Here is a 19,098-nt window from a genome sequence, read left to right on the forward strand (position 1 = left end):
GCGGGGCGGCAAGGGTGGGGCACTGGTCATCGTAGCGCCAGCATCCTTCGACCAAGCTCAGGATGAGCGGGGTTAGGAGATTACACAAGTATCCGGACAATCTGGCTAAGGAATTCCGCTCGTGCTGAGCTTGTCGAAGCACCGCGCACCACGCTAGCCCAGCACCATGGACTTTAACGCTTACCTGCTACGCTGCTCCGATGGCTCTTACTATGTAGGCCACACGGACAACCTCGAGCAGCGCATAGGACAGCACCAGACAGGTATGTTGGGTGGCTACACTGCGCGCCGCAGCCCGGTCACTCTCGTTTGGACAGAACGCTTCGCCACCCGCGACGAAGCCTTTGCTGCCGAACGAAAGCTAAAAGGCTGGAGCAGAGCCAAGAAAGAGGCTCTGATCGCAGGCGATTGGATGCGGGTGTCAGAACTGGCCCGCAATCGGCAAGGCAGCGCCAGCATCCTTCGACAAGCTCAGGATGAGCGGGGTGGGGATGTGAACTCGATTGATATGCCGGACCCAGGCAACAAGGAAACCGCTCGTGGTGAGCTCATCCTGAGCCCGTCGAAGGGCGAACCACCAATCACAGCGTCAGCGACACAACGAATGACCCTCACCCCACGGGCCCACGCCGCCATCCTCGCCGCCGCCGCACAGGCCGCGCCCCACGAAGCCTGCGGCCTCCTCTTCGGCTCCGGAAACCACATCGAAACCGCCCAGCCCGCCACCAATGTCCACCCCGAACCCACCCGCCATTTCGAGATCGATCCCGCCGCGCTCATCGCCGCGCACAAGGCGGCGCGGGCGGTCAAGGCTTCGGGCGGGCCGCAGCTGATCGGCTATTTCCACTCGCATCCGAACGGCCTTGCCCGCCCTTCCGCCACCGATGCTGCCAGTGCCTCGGGCGATGGCCGGATCTGGGCCATCGCCGCTGCCGGCGCGGTCAGCTTGTGGCGCGATGCGCCATCAGGGTTCGAAGCGCTTTCCTACGCGATCAAGGAGAGTTAAGGCAGGTTGGTGACGTCACGCCCGACCCTTCCTTGTGTGCTTCGCGACCGCTGCGGCAGGGCCCCATCCCGGGCAGCGCAGGTTTCCCTCAGGACTGTGTCAACTGTGTCAACTTATTCAGCGAAAAGGCCTGAATTCTGAACATGAACACCGATTCGCTCGATCTCGCCAGCCTGCTCTGCTCGCGCCTGTGCCACGACATGCTCTCCCCCGTCGGCGCGCTCACGAATGGTCTTGAACTCCTCGCCGAGGAGAAGGACCCCGAGATGCGCCAGAAATGCTTCGAGCTGCTTGAGCAGAGCGCACGCATTTCCGCCGACAAGCTGCGCTTCTTCCGCCTCGCCTTCGGCGCCGCTGGTGGCTTCGGTGAGATGGTCCCGCTTGCCGAGCCGCGCGCGCTCATCGATGCGCTGGTCGGCAACAACGGGCGCATCCAGGCCAACTGGGCGCTCGCCGGAGACAGCCTGCCCAAGCCTGCGGTCAAAACGCTGCTCAACCTCGCACTCATCGGGATCGAGGCGCTGGTGCGCGGCGGCACGCTCGATATCGCGGCCGAACTCAGGACGGATGGCGCAAAGCCCTGCAGCGAGATCGTGATCCGCGCGACCGGTGCCCGCGTCGTGTTCGATCGCAACGTCGGCCTCGCGCTCGAAGGCGCGCTCTCGGGCGAGGAACTCTCCAGCCGCACCGCGCCCGCCGCCATGCTGCGCCAGCTGGTCGATGGCCTCGGCGGCACGATCCAGTATCACGCCACGCCCGAGGCTCTCGTCATGGGGGCCATGCTGCCCGTGTCTGCCTGAAGTGTCGGGGCCTGATCTGCCATGAACCGCTGGCTGGTCCACCGCGAGGTTCCCTCGCCCAACTGGAACGAGCGCAAATCGCGCGTCTCCATGGTGGTCCTGCACTACACCGGCATGCGCACCGCCGCCGAAGCGCTCGAAAGGCTGTGCGATCCGGCGGCCGAAGTTTCGGCGCACTACATGATCGACGAGGATGGCACCGTCATCCGCCTCGTCGATGAAGCCAAGCGCGCCTGGCATGCGGGCCGGTCCTACTGGCGCGGCGAAACCGACGTGAACTCGGCCAGCATCGGGATCGAGCTCGTCAATCCCGGCCACGAATTCGGCTACCGCCCGTTCCCCGAAGCGCAGATGGAAGCGCTGATCCCGCTGCTCGCCGATATCGTGAAGCGCCACGATATTCCCCGCGCCAATGTCGTCGGCCATTCGGACGTCGCTCCGGCGCGCAAGCAGGATCCGGGCGAGCTGTTCCCCTGGGACCTCCTCGCGCGGTACCGCATCACGCTGCCCAAACCGCAGCTCACCATGCGCCTGATCTACGACAACCCAAGCGCCTTCTACCTCGCGCTAGAGCGTTTCGGGTATGACATCACCGATCCCGAAGCCGCCGTCCGCGCCTTCCAGCGCCGCTGGCGCCCCGCGCGCATCGATGGCGAAATCGACGGACAGATCGGCGCACTGCTGTTCGAGCTTTTGTTGGAACGCGACACCGGGCGTGCTAGGTGACCCCTCGCCAGGGGGCCGGGCAGCCGCGTTCCCGCTCATCCTGAGCTTGTCGAAGGGTGGCGGGACCGAGGAAAGTCCGGGCTCCACGAAACAAGGGTGGCGGGTAACGCCCGCCGAGGGAAACTTCAGGGAAAGTGCCACAGAGAGCAGACCGCTAACCCAGCGTGTTGAAAGACATGGGGGGCAGCAAGGGTGAAAGGGTGCGGCAAGAGCGCACCGCGCGACTGGTAACAGAAGCGGCAAGGCAAACCCCACCTGGAGCAAGACCGAATAGGGACTGCGCGCTCCTTTACGGAGCAGGCCTGTTTCGGGCCAGCAGTCCGGGTTGGTCGCTTGAGCGCGCCCGGCAACGGGCCGCCTAGAGGAATGGCTGCCGACGCGGATACGGTCCACAAGTGGGATACCGTCCGCGCCACAGAACCCGGCTTACAGGCCCCCTGGCAATTCGGGCCCCAATTCGGGTACTGCAATCAAAGCGTTTTCCTACCCGCCATGAAGGCGCTAGGAAGCGGCGCATGTCCGGCGCGCACCACCATCACCATGGTCACGACCACAGCCATGCGAGCACGCATGGTCACGGGCACAGCCATGCGCACTCGCATGGCCACGGGCACAGCCACGCCCCCGCCAGCTTCGGCCGCGCCTTTGCCATCGGTATCGTGCTCAACAGCGGCTTCGTCCTGATCGAGGCGGGCTACGGTATTGCCGCAGGCTCGATGGCGCTCGTCGCCGATGCGGGGCACAACCTCTCGGACGTGCTGAGCCTTGCCGTCGCCTGGGCGGCCAGCGTGCTCGCCGCGCGCCCGCCTTCGTCGCGCTTCACGTATGGCTACAAATCGAGCTCGATCCTCGCCGCCCTGTTCAACGCCGCGCTGCTGATGCTGGCGCTCGGCGCGATCCTCGTCGAGACGATCCACCGCCTGATCGCGCCGGAACCCGTCGCAGCCGGCCCGGTCATGGTCGTTGCGGGGATCGGCATCGCGATCAACACGCTCACCGCGCTGCTCTTCCTGCGCGGGCGCGAGCACGACATCAACATTCGCGGCGCCTATCTCCACATGGCGTCGGACGCAGCGGTTTCCGCCGGCGTGGTCGTGGCTGGCGCGCTGATCGCACTCACCGGCGCGTGGTGGATCGATCCCGTTACCAGCCTGGCGATCGTCGGCGTGATCGCGTGGGGCACCTGGGGCCTTGCCAAGGATTCGCTCAAGATGGGCCTCCACGGCGTTCCGGCCTCGGTCGATGGGCACGCCGTCGAACACCACCTTGCCGCTATGCCGGGCGTCAGCGCGGTCCACGACCTTCACATCTGGCCGATGAGCACCACCGAAACCGCGATGACCGCGCATCTCGTGATGCCCGGCGGCCACCCGGGGGATGCCTTCCTGCACGACCTATCCCAAACGCTCGCCCAGCGCTTCGCGATCTGCCACGCCACGGTGCAGATCGAGACCACCGATCTTGCCGAACTTGCCCACCATGGCTGCGGAAACGGACGCTAAACTGACGCACCAGCCATTTGGCCCTTAGGGGTGCCTGCGCGCGACCATCGATGACCCCTATAGCGCTGCCAAGAGCGCTCCTGAGGGGAATCGATATGCTTCGTACGGAATTGAAGATTGCCAGCATTTCGATGGCCGCCGCCGCCGCTATTGCCGCCACTGCCCTGGCTTCTGGCCTCGCTGCGATTATCGTCCCCGGCACCGCTCCTGCCTCAGGCTTCACGGTGGCCAGCGGCAAGATCGTGCTGACCGACGCCAGCTCGCGGCCCAACTGATCGCAGGGACTCACAAAAAGGGGGCGGCGGCCGGACACGGCCACCGCCCCCTTTTTGCGACCTGCCTTCCCGGCAGATGGACAGCGCTGATTTCCTGACCACAATGGCCGAAGCCAGTTCAAGGAGTCGCACCCCATGCAGATCGATCGCCGCACCGCCCTTACCGCTGCCATGACCGCTGCCGCGGCCGGAGCTATCCCAGCCGCCGCACAGACCGCCGCCGCGCCTCCCGCTCCCTCGGGCCCGGTCTTCGCGCCCGCCCCGGCGCCGCTGCCCTTCGATCCCGCCACGATCCCCGGCCTTTCCGCCAAGCTCCTCACCAGCCATCACGACAACAACTATGTCAGCGCGGTGAAGCGCATCGGCGCCATCAAGGGCGAACTGGCGAAGCTCGACATGGCCACCGCTCCCGGCTTCATGCTCAACGGCCTGAAGCGCGAGGAACTCATCGCGTGGAACTCGATGCTCCTCCACGAAGTGTATTTCTCGTGCCTCGGAAGCGGCGGCAAGCCGGGGGCCAAGCTCGGCGCTGCAATCGAGCGCGATTTCGGCAGCTTCAGCCGCTGGGCCGCGGAATTCTCCGCGATGGGCAAGGCGCTCGGCGGCGGCTCGGGCTGGGTGCTGCTGCAATGGTCCCCGCACGATGGCCGCCTCACCAACCAGTGGGCGAGCGACCACACCCAGACCCTCGCCGGCGGCACCCCGATCCTTGCCATGGACATGTACGAACACGCCTATGCCATGGACTACGGCGCGAAGGCCGCCGCCTATGTCGACGCCTTCATGGCCGCCGCGACATGGGGCGCGGCAGACGCACGGTTTGCCAAATTGGCGGGGTGATAGGAGTCCTCCACGAGAATAGCGCGGCGCAGTTTGGGCAGCGAAGCCCGGTGCATACCGGGCCGACTTGCGCAAGCTTGTCTCGGCACCTCGACGGGGTAATCTGCAGCTGTAACTCGTGGTCTCTATGGGAGCGGACATGCCGGTAATCGCCTACCAGTCGTTCAACGCCAATTCGAGCACGACGCACGGCCTCGCCTCGATGTGGCAGCAGCCGTTGACCCGCGCTGCGGCGCGGCGGGTGGCCGGCGCCGGGCATCAAGCGCTCGTCCTGCCTTCACTCGATAGCGAGTTCTCCCTGCCCGTTGAAGGGCCGGCGAATCTGCGCCCGATCCAGGCGCTGGGCGGCGCACCGACCCAGGTCGCCTTCGGCACGCAGATCGCGCTGATCTATCAGAACATCTACCGCGCCATCGGCACGATGCCAGACCTGCTCGTGTGCGGCGAACTCGATGTGAGCAATGCCGACTTCGCAGGCCTCCGCCAGAGTTCGGGTCTGCTCGCGAATGTCACCGGCAATGCCAAGGCATGCCAATGCTTCACGGCATTCGCTCAGGCTGGCGTCGCGGGGCAGATCAAGCTGCTGGCCGAGGGGCTGGGCTTCGTGATCTACTCGATCAATGGTCTTTCCGTGCTATTCGTCCATGTGCCGAACGCCATCGCGACCAACGCGGCGAAAGTGCAGGACTTCTACGCCCAGCTCAACAACCACCTCGTCACGATCGGAAGCGGCCCGATTGATCTGGTGATCGGCGATACCAACCAGAGTTCCAGCAATTTCACCCAGAATGCCCTGCCCCAGGGCTTTGCCAACGCGCACACCAGCACCGTGGTCTCCCCTTTTGATAACTGGAACGTCAAGCAGGGGGGAACCAACAGCGCGGGCTCGAAGATGTTCGATGTCGCGGTCTACAACACCACGACGATCAATCTGGAGGCCGGACCGGTCTATCTTTCCCAGTCCTCTGGCGCGGTGACCGTGACGGACCACTGCGGGCTAGCGGTCAAGGTCAGCCGCAAGGTGGGGTGAAGCCCAAGGAAACGGGCCCGGAAGTGCGCTTCCGGGCCCGCTTTGTTTCAGTTCCGAAGCGGTGCCTTGCTCAGGCCGCTTCTTCCTTGCCCTTCAGAACCTGAACCGGCTCCTTGCGGCCGTCGACGACATCCTTGTCGACCACCACTTCGGTCACGCCTTCCAGCGTCGGCAGATCGAACATCGTATCAAGCAGCAGCCCTTCAACGATCGAGCGCAGGCCGCGCGCGCCGGTCTTGCGTTCGATGGCGCGCTTGGCAATCGCTTCAAGCGCGTCATCAGTGAAGGTCAACTGCACGTCTTCGAGGTCGAACAGCTTCTGGTACTGCTTGATCAGCGCGTTCTTGGGCTCGCGCAGGATCTTGACCAGCGCCTCGATATCGAGGTCATTCAGCGTGGCAATCACCGGCAGACGACCGACGAATTCGGGGATCAGGCCGAACTTGAGGAGGTCTTCCGGCTCCGCCTTCTGGAGCAGTTCGCCTACCTTGCGCTTGTCCGGATCCGCGACATGCGCGCCGAAGCCGATCGAGCGCTTCTGCAGGCGGTCCGAGATGATCTTTTCAAGGCCGGCAAACGCACCGCCGCAGATGAACAGGATGTTGGTCGTGTCCACCTGCAGGAATTCCTGCTGCGGATGCTTGCGCCCGCCCTGCGGCGGCACCGAAGCCGTGGTGCCTTCCATCAGCTTGAGCAGTGCCTGCTGCACGCCTTCGCCCGAAACGTCGCGCGTGATCGAGGGGTTCTCGGCCTTGCGGCTGATCTTGTCGATCTCGTCGATGTAGACGATGCCGTGCTGCGCCTTTTCGACATTGTAGTCGCTCGCCTGCAGCAGCTTGAGGATGATGTTCTCGACATCCTCACCCACATAGCCGGCTTCGGTCAGCGTCGTCGCATCGGCCATCGTGAAGGGCACGTCGAAGGTCTTGGCCAGCGTCTGCGCGAGCAGCGTCTTGCCCGAGCCGGTCGGCCCGACGAGCAGGATGTTCGACTTCGACAGCTCTACATCGCCGCCCTTGCCGCTGTGCTTGAGGCGCTTGTAGTGGTTGTGCACCGCGACCGAGAGCACACGCTTCGCGCGGTCCTGACCGATCACATAGTCGTTCAGTGTCACGAAGATATCGCGCGGTGTCGGTACGCCGCCATCCTTCTTTCCGGCGAGACCAGCCTTGGTCTCTTCGCGGATGATGTCATTGCACAGTTCCACGCATTCATCGCAGATGAACACGGTGGGGCCGGCGATGAGCTTGCGCACTTCGTGCTGCGACTTGCCGCAGAAACTGCAGTACAGCGTGCTCTTGGTATCCGATCCGGAAAGCTTGGTCATTCTTACATCCCAGACGCCCCTCCACGAGGGGCGGGCCCGGTTATCCTACTACCCGGAGGGCATTAATCAACCGGACACGAAAATAGCGAACAAATCCTGATCCAGCACCCTGCCATTTTAGGGCAAAATGCTGGGATCAGGCCGAAATCATGCCGATGGCGCGCCGCCTGAACCTTCTTCGCCGCCCATCTGGTCACCTTCTGGACGCGATTCGTACACCTTGTCGACGAGTCCGAACTTCAGTGCTTCGTCGGCTTCGAGGAACGTGTCACGGTCCATCGCCTTCTCGATTTCCGCGAGCGTGCGGCCGGTGAACTTGACGTAGAGGTCGTTCATCCGCGCACGCATGCGCAGAATCTCGCGCGCCTGGATCTCGATGTCGGAGGCCATGCCGCGCGCGCCGCCCGAAGGCTGGTGGACCATGATGCGGGCATTGGGGAGCGCGATGCGCATGCCCGGCTCACCCGCAGCGAGCAGGAAGCTGCCCATCGAGGCAGCCTGTCCGATGCACACGGTCGAAACGCGCGGGCGGATGTACTGCATGGTATCGTAGATCGCGAGACCCGCCGTCACCACGCCGCCGGGCGAGTTGATGTACATGGCGATGTCCTTCGACGGGTTCTCGGATTCGAGGAACAGCAGCTGCGCCACGATCAGCGAAGCCATGTTGTCCTCGATCTCGCCCGTCACGAACACGATGCGTTCGCGCAGCAGGCGCGAGAAGATGTCGAAGCTGCGTTCACCCCGGCTGGTCTGCTCGACCACAACCGGAACGAGCGCCCCGGTGATGGGATCGTGGCTGAATTTACCCTGGTTTCCGTAAGCCGATGCGCCGTGGCCGCCATAAAGATCGAGCATAGTGTCCTCTTGGATGTGCAGGGCCTATGTCGCGTGCCACGACGGGATGTTCAAGGGCGTTAACCGCGCATCCGCGCTGTCAGCCATGAAAAGTGGTGCAATATCGGCAAAATCCGCCTTGTTTGCCCATCGATGCGCTTGCGCGGCGTCAAGCTTGGCCGCAGCTTCCTGACAAATTCATCAGGGGGTGATCCATGTTCCGCCGTGCCGCCAAGTCCGTTTCCGCCGTTCTGCTTGCCGCGACAGCGCTCCCCGGCAGCGCTTCCCATGCGCAGGAAAGCGTCGCCACCTATCTCGCGCGCATCAAGGCGCTCGACAAGGCGGGGCCGAAGATCAACGCCGTGATCGCGCTCAATCCTGATGCCGCAAAGGCCGAAGCCGCCGCGAAGGGCGTTGCCGGGCCGCTCGCAGGCAAGGTTATCCTCGTCAAGGACAACGTCGAGACCGCCGATCCCATGCCGACCACAGCGGGCAGCCTGTTGCTCAAGGACAACCGCGCCGGCCGCGATGCACCCTTCATGATCGGGCTGCGTGCGGCAGGCGTCGTCGTGCTCGGCAAGACCAACCTCTCCGAATGGGCCAACATGCGTTCGGGCCAGTCCTCCAGCGGGTGGAGCGCGGTCGGCGGGCAGACGCGCAATCCCCATGCGCTGGATCGCTCGCCCTGCGGCTCCTCCTCGGGCAGCGGCGCGGCGATTGCCGCCGGCATGGCCTGGGGCGCGATCGGCAGCGAGACCGACGGCTCGATCACCTGCCCCGCCTCACTGGGCGGCATTGTCGGCTTCAAGCCCACCGTCGGCATGATCAGCCGCACCCATGTCGTGCCGATCAGCCACAGCCAGGATACCGTCGGCCCGATGACGACGAGCGTGCGCGATGCCGCGCTGATGCTCACCGCGATGGCCGGCAGCGACCCCGCCGACCCGGCCACCGCCGAAGCGGACGCGCACAAGACCGATTTTTCCGCCGATCTTTCCGCCGCCAGCCTCAAGGGCGTGCGGCTCGGCGTGCTGCGGCGGGCCGTGGGGAACAACCCCAAGGTGATTGCCCTGTTCGAGAAGGCCCTCGCCGATCTCAAGGCCGCGGGCGCCACGCTAGTCGATGTCGATTACACCCCGCCAGAAGAGATGGGCCGCGATGAATACACCGTGCTGCTCTACGAGCTGCGCACCGATCTTGCCGCCTATCTCCAGTCGGTGCCCGCGTCCTCGTTCAAGGATACGCCGCCCGCGCGCACGCTGGCCGATGCGATCGCCTTCAACAAGGCGCACCCCGAAGAACTGAAGTGGTTCGGGCAGAACGAGTTCGAAGAAGCCGAGGCGATGACCGACACAGCGGTCTACAGGAAGGCGCGCGCCAATTCGCTGCGCCTTGCCGGCGTGGAAGGCATCGACAAGCTGCTGGCGGAGAACCGCGTCTCGTTCCTGATCGCCCCCACCGCGCCGCCCGCCTGGGCGATCGACCTTGTTACCGGCGACCACAGCATCGATGTCGGCATGGGCAGCCTCGCGGCAATTGCGGGCTATCCGCACCTCACCGTGCCGATGGGCGCGGTCGAGGGGCTGCCGATGGGCCTCTCGTTCATGGGCACCAAGTGGGACGACAAGCGCGTGCTTGAAGCCGGCGCGGCCTACGAACGCGCGCGGACGGTTCCGGTGCCCAAGCCCTCGCTGAAGCGCTGGGGGGAGTAAAGCCGTCTAGACTTCCGCGCGCCGCAGCGCGTCGAGCGCCTCCAGTTCGCGCTGCAGATTGATCTGCTGCGCTTCAGCCTGGCGCAGCGCGGCGTGTTCGGCGCGGGTCTTGTGGCGGCGTGCCGACCAGCGCGCCAGCCGCCGCCCGGAGTCGCGCAGCAGGAAGGCGATCACGTCGATCAGCCCCTGCCGCCGCGCCGGAACCAGCGCCCGTGCGCGCGGCAGCGGCGTTTCGGCCAGCGCCGGGGCCGTTCCTGGCTCTAGCGCGACCACGGGTTTGATGGGCTCTGCAAGCGTTTCGACTCGCGGCTCAGACCGAACGGGCAGGGTTGGTGGCGGTGCGGCGAGCAGCTTGACCGGCGAACTGTAGGTCCCTCGCACCGCATTCGCGGCGGGGATGGCGGGAAGCTGCTCGGGGCGGGGAACCTCGGGAGGCTTCGGACGCGCCTTGCCCTTTTTCGCGGGCGGCTTGGCACGCCGCGTCGGGACGGCGACGCCGTACCCTGCGGGTTCCACCAGCGCTTGGGCTTCTCGGGCAGAAGCGAGCCGCGCGGCGGCCTTGCGCGCTTTCTTGCCCTTGGCATTGCGCCGCTTCTGCGGACGCTCCTCGATCAGGCCGCTTTCATCCTGAATGACCAGTGGCACGGCCATCGAGCCGCGCCCGATATATGCCGTATCGTGCCGCTTGGCGGCAAGGCTGGGTACTTTTGGCAGGGCCGCAGGGGGCACAGCCACCGGAGGCCGCGAAGCTAAGCGATTGCGAACGGTATGCATCGGGTGTCCCTCCCAGGAGCCGATCCTGCCCGAATGTCTCATGCACCGATTCGTGGGGTCAATTGCGGGCGAATACGGATGCCGCCCACATGCAAGAAGGGCGCCCCGTTGCCGGAGCGCCCTTCTGCGTTTTCAATGCCTTGCGGCTGGAATCAGGCGTCAGCGGCCTTCTTCTTGGCCGGGGCCTTCTTCTTGGGAGCAGGCGCTTCTTCGGCCGGAGCAGCTTCGGCGGCCGGGGCTTCCTCAGCAGCCTTCTTCTTCGCCGGAGCCTTCTTGGCGGGCTTCGCTTCGGCTTCAGCCGGAGCCGCTTCCTCGGCCGGAGCCTCTTCCGCGACTTCAGTCTTCGCCTTCTTGGCCGCCTTCTTCGGCGCCGCCTTGGCAGGCGCGGCCTCAGCAGGCTTGCCGGTCTCGTCGGCTTCGATCACTGCCTGCAGTTCCTCGCGGGTCACGCTGCGCTCGGTCACTTCGGCCTTGTCGAACAGGAAGTCGACGACCTTGTCCTCATAGAGCGGCGCGCGCAGCTGGGCAGCGGCGAGCGCATCCGAACGGATGTAGTCGATGAAGCGCTGGCGGTCCTGCTCGCGGTACTGCTGCGCGGCCTGGCGCATCAGCATTTCCATTTCGTTCGCATTGACCTGCACGCCGTTGGCCTGGCCGATTTCGGAAAGCAGCAGGCCCAGACGCACGCGGCGCTCGGCGATCTTGCGGTAATCGTCCTTCTCGCCCTCGATCTCGGCCAGTGCGGCGGCGGGATCTTCTTCCTTGGCCGCTTCGGTGGTCAGCTGCTGCCAGATCTGCGCGAACTCGGCTTCCACCATCGAGGGCGGAACCGCGAAATCGTGGCCGGCGGCGAGCTGATCGAGCAGCGAGCGCTTCATCGCGGTGCGCGTGAGGCCGCCGTTTTCCTGCTCGATCTGGCCCTTGATCAGGCCGCGCAGCTGCTCGATGCTCTCGAGGCCGAGCGACTTGGCGAAATCGTCGTCCGCGGTGAATTCAGCGGCCTGCTTGACCGCCTTCACGGTGCACGCGAACTGGGCGTCCTTGCCGGCAAGGTTCTCGGCCGGATAATCAGCCGGGAAAGTCACGGTGATGGTGCGCTCATCGCCCGCCTTCACGCCGACCAGCTGCTCTTCGAAGCCGGGGATGAAGCGGCCCGAGCCAAGCTCGAGCGGCTGATCGGTGGCAGTGCCGCCATCGAAGGCAACGCCGTCGACCGACCCTGCAAAGTCGATGATCAGCTGATCGCCATCGGCGGCCACAGTGCCCTCGGGCGCGTCGTTGTAGCGCTTCTGCCCCTGCGCGATGCGGCCAACGGCCTCATCCACTTCGGCATCGCTCACTTCGACGATCAGGCGTTCCAGCTTGATGCCGTCGATGGCGGGCGCGGTGATCTCGGGCAGCACTTCGAGCGCGACGGTGAGCTCGGCGTCCTTGCCTTCCTCATAGCCCTCGGCCAGCGAGACGTCGGGCTGGGTCGCGGGGCGCAGGCCCTTTTCGGCGACGAGCTTGTCCATCGCCTCGCGGATCGAGGTTTCCAGCGCCTGCTGGTGCAGCGCGGGCCCATGCATCTTGCGCACGAGATTGGCAGGCACCTTGCCGGGGCGGAAGCCGGGCATGCGGACCTGCGGCGTGATCTTCTTGACCTCACCCTCGACAAGCGCGGCGATATCATTCGCGGCGATGGTCAGGGCATAGGCGCGCTTGAGGCCCTCGTTGCTGGTTTCGACGATCTGCATCTGTGATCCAACTTTCTCGTACGACGTCGTGGTGCCCATGCGGGCTTCATCAACAATTCTGGCCGCACCATGGGAATGGTACGGCCAAGCTCCCGGTCGGGCCGGGCGGGTCTGGTGCGGGCGAAGGGACTCGAACCCCCACATCTTGCGATACTGGAACCTAAATCCAGCGCGTCTACCAGTTCCGCCACGCCCGCGTCCGGCGAAATGCGAGCGCCGCCCCTATCGCAGCGCTGGGCAAAGGGCAAGCCTTGCCAAAAGGTGTTACCGGGAAGCGGTTGTCCCTATCCGGCAATCCGCCCGAGCAGCGCCAGCCAGGTGTTAGCCGGAGGGGTGGCCACCGGCTCCGCAGGCGGCGCCATCCCGGCACATTCAAGGCAGTATACCTGCGCCCCGGTCCCGCCGAGCAGCCGTGAAAGATCGCCCAGAAGCTGCTGCGCGAGTGCGCCCTGCCGCTGGGCCGCGAGCGCTGCAAAATCGCTGGCGCCGCCTTGCGTGCCAAGCACATGCGCGCTGTCCGCCTCGCTGTCGGCCAGTTGATCGAGCAGCGCGCCGAACGGATCGGCTGCGGTGCCGAGGTAGACGGGATGCCAGCTCGTCGCCCCCGCCGCCTTGGCCGCCCAGGCCAGCGCCGCATCGATCCCGCCGAACTCGTCGACAAGGCCAAGCTGCCGCGCGGTGCCGCCGTCCCACACGCGCCCCTGCGCGATTTTGTCGATCTCCGCCGGGGTCTTGTGCCGCGCCTCGGCAACGAGCCCGACGAAGCGCGCATAGCCCGAATCGATCTGCTGCTGGATCACCGCCTCGGCTGTGGGCGAAAAGCCGCCGAACACATCGGGCTGGCCCGAAAGCGCCGTGGTCCGCACGCCATCGGTGCCGATCCCGGCCTTGCCCAGCGCTTCCTCGAAGCTCGGGATGATCGCGAAGATACCGATGGAGCCGGTGATCGTCGCCGGCTCGGCAAACACGCGGTCCGCCGGTGTCGAAACCCAGTAGCCGCCGCTCGCCGCAAGGCCTGCCATCGAAACTGCGACAGGGATCTTCTTCGCCTTCATCCGCGCGATCGCGGCGCGGATACGCTCCGCCGCAGTCACCGATCCGCCGGGCGAATCGACCCTGACGACAAGCGCCGCGTAGTCCCCGCTAGCCGCTGCCTTGTCGACAAGCTCGGCGATCCGGTCACCGCCTGCGCTGCCCGGCCCTGCATCGCCGTCGACGATATCGCCCGCAATCGTCACCACGGCGATGGCCTTGCCATCGGTCGAGGGCGTCTGGTCGGCGAGATAGGTGGCGAGGGCGGTGCCCTTGAACGCGCCTTCACCGCCAGCCGTATCCTTGCCGACGATCTCGGCCACGCGGTTGCCGAACGCCACCTTGTCACCGATCCGGTCAACCAGACCGGCGGCCACTGCCGCCTTGGCCGCATCGCCGCCCGATGCCGCGATCCACTTCACCGGATCGCTTGTCACCAGCTGGATGTCGGCTTTGGGCCGCGCTTTCTTCACATCGACCTGCCAGGCCTCCCACAGCGCGGAATAGACCGCGCCGAGTGCTTCTTTCGCCTCGGGCGAGGCGTTTTCGCGGGTGAAGGGCTCCACCGCGCTCTTGTAGGTGCCGACCTTGAAGACGTGCGCCTTGATCTTGAGGCGGTCGAGCAGCGCCTTGAAATAGAGATTGCTGCCGCCCGGCCCCGCCACCAGCGCGCCGCCCAGCGGATCGACCCAGGCCTCGCTCGCATGCGCCGCGATCTGCACGCTATCGTCGGTATAGAGTCCCGCTCGGACCAGCACCGGCTTCTTCGCCGCACGCACCTTGTCCATCGCCGCGCCAATGCGCGTCATCGCCACCTGGCTGCCGCCGCCAAAGCTTTCAAGATCGAGCACGACGGCCTTGATCCGCTCGTCACCCGCTGCCGCCTCGATCGCGCGCACCACATCGCGCTCCTGCACCGCCTTGGAGGGCCCGCCGCCCGAAATCAGCTGCATCGGCTTCAACCGCGCACGTTCCTCCACCACCGGGCCTTCCAGCGCGAGGTAGAGCGCGCCGGATTGCACCGCGCCGGGCGTCGGCCGCAGCGTCAGCAGCGCATAGAGCGCGCCAAAGAACAGCAGGAGCAGGAGCAGCACGAGGCCGTCCTTGATGGCGACGAGGATCTTCCAGACCGAGCGGGCGAATTTCATGGGGGATATCTAGGTCTCACGAGGGGCGGATGCCAGCCGAAACACTTGAGCGACCCCAAGAGGCGCACTAGGGGCATGGTTTCGATGATGGAATCGAACCAAGTGGCCAGCCCAAGCGCGTATGGCCGATACCCCGCAGGCGGCCTCGCCTTCCCGCACCGTGATCTCACCGGCATTGCGCACCTCGCGCGGCACGAGATTCTCTACCTGCTGGACGAGGCCGAACAATGGCTTGCGCTCAACCGCCAGCGCCACAAGCGCGCAGAGGTGCTTTCGGGCCTCACCATCATCAACGCGTTCTTCGAAAACTCGACACGTACGCTGCTGTCGTTCGAGATCGCGGGCAAGCGCCTCGGCGCCGACGTCGTCAACATGCATGCCGCCACCAGCAGCGTGAAAAAGGGCGAGACGCTGATCGACACGGCGATGACCCTCAACGCCATGCGCGCCGACGCCATCGTGATCCGCCACGCCAGTTCCGGCGCGGTGCAGCTCATCGCCGACAAGGTCGATTGCCCGGTGCTCAATGCGGGCGACGGCAGCCATGAACACCCGACGCAGGCGCTGCTCGATGCACTGACCATCCGTCATGCGCTGGCCCTCGCGCCCAGCAGCGATCTCAATGGCCTCAAGGTCACGATCTGCGGCGATATCCTCCACAGCCGCGTCGCGCGTTCGAACATCCTCTCGCTGACGGCGCTCGGTGCTGACGTCACCGTCTGCGCCCCGCCCGCGCTGATGCCCGCCGAAATCGCCGCGATGGGGGTGACGCCGAGCCATGATTTCGACGCGGCGCTCGAAGGCGCGGACGTCGTGATGATGCTGCGCCTCCAGCAAGAGCGCATGTCCGGCCAGTTCATCCCCTCCCCGCGCGAGTACCGCCACCTCTACGGCCTCACGCTCGAACGCTTCGGGAAGCTGCCGCCCCATGTCTTCGTCATGCATCCCGGCCCGATGAACCGGGGGATCGAGATCGACAGCCAGGTAGCCGACCATCCGACGCGCAGCCTCGTCACACGCCAGGTCGAAAGCGGCGTCGCAATCCGCATGGCCTGCCTCGATGTGCTCACCCGCCGCGCGCGGGGCGTGCCCGGCTGGGCTTCGGCGGAAGGAGCCGCGACATGACCCCCGGTCCGCTCACTATCACTGGCGGCAGGCTGGTCCTCCCCACCGGCGCACCGCAGGCAGGTGCCTTGCGCGTCGCGGATGGCCGCATCGTCGCACTCGGCAACATCAGCCCCGAACCGGGTGACGACGTGCTCGATGCTCGGGGCGCACTAATCACCCCCGGCCTCGTCGATCTGGGCGTTTTCGCCATCGACAAGCCCGCCTTCCACTTCGGCGGGATCACCCGCGCCGCGCTGATGCCCGATCAGGGACCGCCGCTCGATCACCCGGCGCGCGTCCGCTTCGCGGCGCAATCGGGCAAGCCCGATATGTGGGTCCACCCCCTCGCCGCCGCGACGCGCGGGCTTGAAGGCATCGAACTCGCCGAAATCGCGCTGATGCGCGATGCCGGGGCCAGGGCGGTCGCCACCGGGCGGCGCTGGATCGCCGATTCGGGCGTAATGCACCGCTTGATGAGCTACTGCGCGATGCTCGGCCTCGTGCTCGTCACCCATGCCGAAGACGCCGGGATCACCGGCCACGCCGTCGCCACCGCCGGTGAAATGGCGACCCGGCTCGGCCTGCCTTCCGCCCCCGCCGAAGCCGAGTCGCTGGCGGTCGCCCGCGATATCGCGCTCGCCGAACTCACCGGCTGCCGCCTCCACCTCAGGCAGGTCACGACCGCCGCCGCGCTCGACCTTGTCCGCGCCGCCAAGGCACGCGGGGTGCGAGTGACGGCTGGCGTCACCCCCGCGCACTTCATGCTCTCCGATCTGGAACTGGCGCATTTCCGCACCTTCTGCCGCCTTTCACCGCCCTTGCGCAGCGATGCGGACCGGCAGGCGGTGATCGCTGCGGTGGCCGATGGCACGATCGACGTCATCGCCTCGGGCCACGATCCGCGCGGGGCGGAAGACAAGCGCCTGCCTTTCGCCGATGCGGAACCGGGCATGGCGGGCGCGGAAACGCTGCTGCCGCTGACGCTCACGCTGGTGCGCGATGGCAGGATCGATCTGGCACGCGCCTTCGCGCTCCTCGCGGGCAATCCCGCCGCGCTGCTCGGGGTTCCAGCCGGGCGGCTGGAGGTCGGCCTTGAGGCTGATCTGGCGCTGGTAGAGCCCGAGCGGCCGTGGATCGTTGATCGCAGCAAGATGGCGGCCACCGCAGGCAACACCCCGTTCGATCGCCGCCCGGTCGAGGGCCGCGTCACCGCGCTGTTCAAGGGCGGCAGCCGCATCGCCTAAAAGGAAACCGGGCCTAAAGCGAACCGGGCCTGAAACGCAACCGGCCCGCCCCCGGATGGGGAGCGGGCCGGCAACAACGCAAATGCGTGACGGTCAGCGCTGCGCCATACGCGTCGGCGTCGGGCGGCCCTGCGGCGAAACCATCGCCGGGTCGGCCATCACGAGGCAGACGCCGCCCTTGGCCTTGACCGACTGGCACATCTGCCGCGCCGACGCGAAGCCGGTGAAGCCCACCGCCTGCACCCGCCAGAATTGGCGGCCGTTGACGGCAACCTGCGTGACCTGGCTGTGATAGCCGGCCAGGCTGCGGTTGCGCGCGGTGAAGTGACGCCAGGCGCGCTGGGCGCCGTCGGAGGAGGCGAACGAACCGAGCTGGACGACATGGCTGCCCTTTGCGCTGGGGGAAGCCTGCGCGCTGCGAGCAGCATGCACCGGCTGGACCACCGGGTGCGAAACCACTTGCTGCGGCGCCGGGGCAGCAACAGAAGCGGCCGAAGGCGGCAGGTCGATTGCAGCGATCTTCGCCTGCGTCGGCGCGCTTGAGGCATCGGCCAGCGTCGGCTGGGGTGCCGCGGCATCGGCCTGGGGCGCAGGCATTTCCGTCGCGGCTGCCTTGGCGAGTTCCGCCGCATCACCGCTTGCCGCCTGCTGGGTTGCCGACATGGCCACCGCTTCCTCGGCCAGCTTCTGCGCCTCGGGGAAGTTTGCCAGTGCGAGTGCAGTCGGCTGGCCGCCATCGGCATTGACCGGCGCGCCGAGCAGGCTCGCCACGCGGCGGCGGGTGTCTTCGGGGCGCGCCATGAAGGCCCAGGTCTGCAGGCGCTCAGCCAGCTTGTCCGCCGGGACATCCTGCTGCGCCATCAGCTTGGCTTCGCTCCAGCTGCCATCAAGCGCATAGGCATAGGCAAGGTTCTGGCGCACCTTGGGGGTGTTCTCGCCGCCGCGCAGCGCATCGGTCAGCGCGGCGATGCCGGTCTGGGTCTGCCCGGCCATGGCCATGGCAAGGCCGTAGTCCGATGCCGGAATGCTGTCGCGATAGGTGTTGAGCGTATCGACCGCCTCGGTGCCGCGCCCGAGCGCGATATCGGCCAGCGCGAGGCTCAGCGCAGCCTTGCCGCCGTCCTCACCAAGCTGCATCGCCTCGTCGAACGCCTGACGCGCTGCCTCGAAGCGGCCCGCGCGCAGATAGGCAGAGCCCAGCAGCGTGCGGTAGGCCGCATTGCGCGGGCTGGCGAGCACGGCCTGTTCGGCCAGCCCGATCGCCTTTTCCGTGCTGCCCTTGCCAAGCGCGGTCTGCGCATTGGAGGCGAACTTGGCGTGGTTCGGTCCGCCTGCGGCGCAACCGGAGAGAAGACCGGCCGCCAACGCGGTGGTCACGCAGATCCGGGCCATCCTATAGGCGGATTTCCGGTCAGTCTTGCTGTCGTGTGCGGTGGTCATGGCGTGAAGTCCCGGTTGAAATGCTTGCGTCAGGAACGAAGGGCACGGCGAGCAAGGTCGTCGAGACCGGGCTTCGCTTCGAGGAAACGGTCGAGAGCCTCGACCACGATTTGCTGGGCGCTGCGGTTATCCAGCGTGCAGGCAAGGCGCAGGCGCAAGTGGCGCGCCGCATCGAGCCGCAGCGTAAAGGCCGCCTTGCGCCCTTCCTTGAGCGCAGTGCCGCGTTCTCTGCGGTGTGCGGAGGCCGCCGGAGCCGGCACCTTCAGCATGTCGGCCAGCGTTTCGATCTGCCGCAACACTTCGGGCTGCGAAGGCTCGGGAACCGCATCAGCGGCAATCGCGACAACTTCGCCAGCCGGCGCAGCCGGGGCGAAGCCCTCGCCATGATCGTTCCAGCCCAGATCATCGGCATCAGCGGCCGGGCCGAAGCCCATCCACTGGCGGTCTTCCGCTGTCAGGGGGAGGAGTTGTGGACGCATCGCAGGACGGGCCGCGCCCTTGCGGGCAAGCAGGCTCGGGCTCAGCGAGGCGAAAGGCTTGGGTTCGCTCATGCTTCGGCGTC

The 19,098-nt window shown here is 66.4% G+C and carries 17 protein-coding genes, 1 tRNA gene, 1 other RNA gene and 1 pseudogene; 12 read left to right on the forward strand and 8 right to left on the reverse strand.

Annotated features, from left to right (window positions below):
- Nucleotides 1-166: 166 nt before the first annotated feature.
- The 9 genes and pseudogenes from ACODS2_RS07075 to ACODS2_RS07115 form a co-directional block, all read left to right on the forward strand.
- Nucleotides 167-376, forward strand: a pseudogene (locus ACODS2_RS07075) (GIY-YIG nuclease family protein); the annotation flags it as partial.
- A 228-nt stretch (nt 377-604) separates the two neighbouring features.
- Nucleotides 605-1,006: a Mov34/MPN/PAD-1 family protein gene (locus ACODS2_RS07080; protein ID WP_488998602.1), complete on the forward strand. Its 402-nt coding sequence runs from the start codon at nt 605-607 to the stop codon at nt 1,004-1,006.
- 143 nt (nt 1,007-1,149) lie between these two features.
- A complete protein-coding gene (locus ACODS2_RS07085; RefSeq protein WP_488998182.1) occupies nt 1,150-1,806 on the forward strand; it encodes a histidine phosphotransferase family protein in 657 nt (218 codons plus the stop codon).
- Between the two features lie 21 nt (nt 1,807-1,827).
- Complete coding sequence (locus tag ACODS2_RS07090) at nt 1,828-2,532, forward strand: N-acetylmuramoyl-L-alanine amidase (protein ID WP_421837010.1); 705 nt, start codon at nt 1,828-1,830, stop codon at nt 2,530-2,532.
- A gap of 7 nt (nt 2,533-2,539) precedes the next feature.
- An RNA gene (gene rnpB / locus ACODS2_RS07095) (RNase P RNA component class A) lies at nt 2,540-2,977 on the forward strand.
- Between the two features lie 70 nt (nt 2,978-3,047).
- Nucleotides 3,048-4,034 (forward strand): cation diffusion facilitator family transporter, encoded by a 987-nt coding sequence (locus ACODS2_RS07100; protein WP_488998183.1) that lies wholly within the window; start codon nt 3,048-3,050, stop codon nt 4,032-4,034.
- 95 nt (nt 4,035-4,129) lie between these two features.
- Nucleotides 4,130-4,309: a hypothetical protein gene (locus ACODS2_RS07105; protein ID WP_488998184.1), complete on the forward strand. Its 180-nt coding sequence runs from the start codon at nt 4,130-4,132 to the stop codon at nt 4,307-4,309.
- A 135-nt stretch (nt 4,310-4,444) separates the two neighbouring features.
- Nucleotides 4,445-5,149 carry a superoxide dismutase gene (locus ACODS2_RS07110; RefSeq protein ID WP_488998185.1) on the forward strand — a complete coding sequence of 235 codons (705 nt, stop codon included), beginning with the start codon at nt 4,445-4,447 and terminating at the stop codon, nt 5,147-5,149.
- 139 nt (nt 5,150-5,288) lie between these two features.
- Nucleotides 5,289-6,179, forward strand: a complete 891-nt coding sequence (locus ACODS2_RS07115) for a hypothetical protein (RefSeq protein ID WP_488998186.1) — start codon at nt 5,289-5,291, stop codon at nt 6,177-6,179.
- 70 nt (nt 6,180-6,249) lie between these two features.
- Here the strand turns inward: ACODS2_RS07115 and clpX are convergent, their stop codons facing one another.
- Together clpX and ACODS2_RS07125 are read right to left on the reverse strand one after the other, a co-directional pair.
- Nucleotides 6,250-7,506 (reverse strand): ATP-dependent Clp protease ATP-binding subunit ClpX, encoded by a 1,257-nt coding sequence (gene clpX / locus ACODS2_RS07120; protein ID WP_298164710.1) that lies wholly within the window; start codon nt 7,504-7,506, stop codon nt 6,250-6,252.
- 147 nt (nt 7,507-7,653) lie between these two features.
- Nucleotides 7,654-8,364, reverse strand: a complete 711-nt coding sequence (locus ACODS2_RS07125) for an ATP-dependent Clp protease proteolytic subunit (RefSeq protein ID WP_488998187.1) — start codon at nt 8,362-8,364, stop codon at nt 7,654-7,656.
- Between the two features lie 194 nt (nt 8,365-8,558).
- On the opposite strand from ACODS2_RS07125, the gene ACODS2_RS07130 reads away from it, so the two are divergent.
- Nucleotides 8,559-10,055, forward strand: a complete 1,497-nt coding sequence (locus ACODS2_RS07130) for an amidase (protein ID WP_488998188.1) — start codon at nt 8,559-8,561, stop codon at nt 10,053-10,055.
- A 6-nt stretch (nt 10,056-10,061) separates the two neighbouring features.
- Here ACODS2_RS07130 and ACODS2_RS07135 read toward each other — a convergent pair whose 3' ends face one another.
- The 4 genes from ACODS2_RS07135 to sppA form a co-directional block, all read right to left on the reverse strand.
- Nucleotides 10,062-10,790 (reverse strand): hypothetical protein, encoded by a 729-nt coding sequence (locus ACODS2_RS07135; RefSeq protein WP_488998189.1) that lies wholly within the window; start codon nt 10,788-10,790, stop codon nt 10,062-10,064.
- Between the two features lie 191 nt (nt 10,791-10,981).
- Nucleotides 10,982-12,565: a trigger factor gene (gene tig / locus ACODS2_RS07140; RefSeq protein WP_488998603.1), complete on the reverse strand. Its 1,584-nt coding sequence runs from the start codon at nt 12,563-12,565 to the stop codon at nt 10,982-10,984.
- Nucleotides 12,566-12,677: 112 nt separating this feature from the next.
- Nucleotides 12,678-12,762 (reverse strand) — tRNA-Leu (locus tag ACODS2_RS07145).
- An 87-nt stretch (nt 12,763-12,849) separates the two neighbouring features.
- On the reverse strand, nt 12,850-14,745 hold the full coding sequence (gene sppA, locus ACODS2_RS07150) for a signal peptide peptidase SppA (RefSeq protein ID WP_488998190.1): 1,896 nt from the start codon (nt 14,743-14,745) through the stop codon (nt 12,850-12,852).
- A gap of 87 nt (nt 14,746-14,832) precedes the next feature.
- Here sppA and ACODS2_RS07155 point away from each other — a divergent pair, with 87 nt between their 5' ends.
- Complete coding sequence (locus ACODS2_RS07155; protein WP_488998604.1) at nt 14,833-15,870, forward strand: aspartate carbamoyltransferase catalytic subunit; 1,038 nt, start codon at nt 14,833-14,835, stop codon at nt 15,868-15,870.
- Nucleotides 15,867-17,096, forward strand: a complete 1,230-nt coding sequence (locus ACODS2_RS07160) for a dihydroorotase (RefSeq protein ID WP_488998191.1) — start codon at nt 15,867-15,869, stop codon at nt 17,094-17,096. The genes ACODS2_RS07155 and ACODS2_RS07160 overlap by 4 nt, the downstream gene beginning before the upstream one ends.
- 93 nt (nt 17,097-17,189) lie before the next feature.
- Here the strand turns inward: ACODS2_RS07160 and ACODS2_RS07165 are convergent, their stop codons facing one another.
- Together ACODS2_RS07165 and ACODS2_RS07170 are read right to left on the reverse strand one after the other, a co-directional pair.
- Nucleotides 17,190-18,536 carry an SPOR domain-containing protein gene (locus tag ACODS2_RS07165; RefSeq protein WP_488998192.1) on the reverse strand — a complete coding sequence of 449 codons (1,347 nt, stop codon included), beginning with the start codon at nt 18,534-18,536 and terminating at the stop codon, nt 17,190-17,192.
- 29 nt (nt 18,537-18,565) lie between these two features.
- Nucleotides 18,566-19,087, reverse strand: coding sequence for a hypothetical protein (locus ACODS2_RS07170; protein ID WP_488998193.1), 522 nt, complete (start codon nt 19,085-19,087; stop codon nt 18,566-18,568).
- Nucleotides 19,088-19,098 lie beyond the last annotated feature (11 nt).

The organism is Novosphingobium sp. FG137 (assembly GCF_057809735.1).